Genomic DNA, 407 nt, shown 5'->3' with positions numbered 1-407 from the left:
AATAAATAAGAATCTACATTCCCTCCCGTTGTTTTAACAGAAAGCTTTTGGTTCTTTTTGGCATAAAATGTATAGGAATCGTACTTACTACCCTTTAATTTCCCATAATAGTTAGCTGAACTAGCGCCTTTTTTAAATTGAACATCAACAGTTTTAGCCACTGCATCTGAAGATGCGGCCATTACTGTAGGACTTACCATTAGAACAGGAAGCGCAATTAGAATAGCAGCAGTTAAGTTTTTCATATTTTAAACACTCAAACAGTAAAAAAACGATTTTATCTTACTCCACACTGTCAACCTTTATAGATATGTTATATTAGTATTACTAATATAGAGAGTACGTTGGTAAGTTACTGAATAAGGCCACCTGTAACGACCCTAACTTCTAGTTCTACCGTAAACCTA

Annotated in this window: 1 pseudogene; it reads right to left on the bottom strand. The window is 34.2% G+C overall.

The features are described from left to right. Positions 1-245: pseudogene (locus tag PG901_RS13615) on the bottom strand (PPC domain-containing protein); the annotation flags it as partial. Between the last annotated feature and the right edge of the window lie 162 nt (positions 246-407).

The organism is Psychrobacter sp. ANT_H3, assembly GCF_027919975.1.
Classification (GTDB): Bacteria; Pseudomonadota; Gammaproteobacteria; order Pseudomonadales; family Moraxellaceae; genus Psychrobacter; species Psychrobacter maritimus.
The sequence above is the reverse complement of the archived record's forward strand: the minus strand, read 5'-3'. Positions and strand labels throughout refer to the sequence as shown.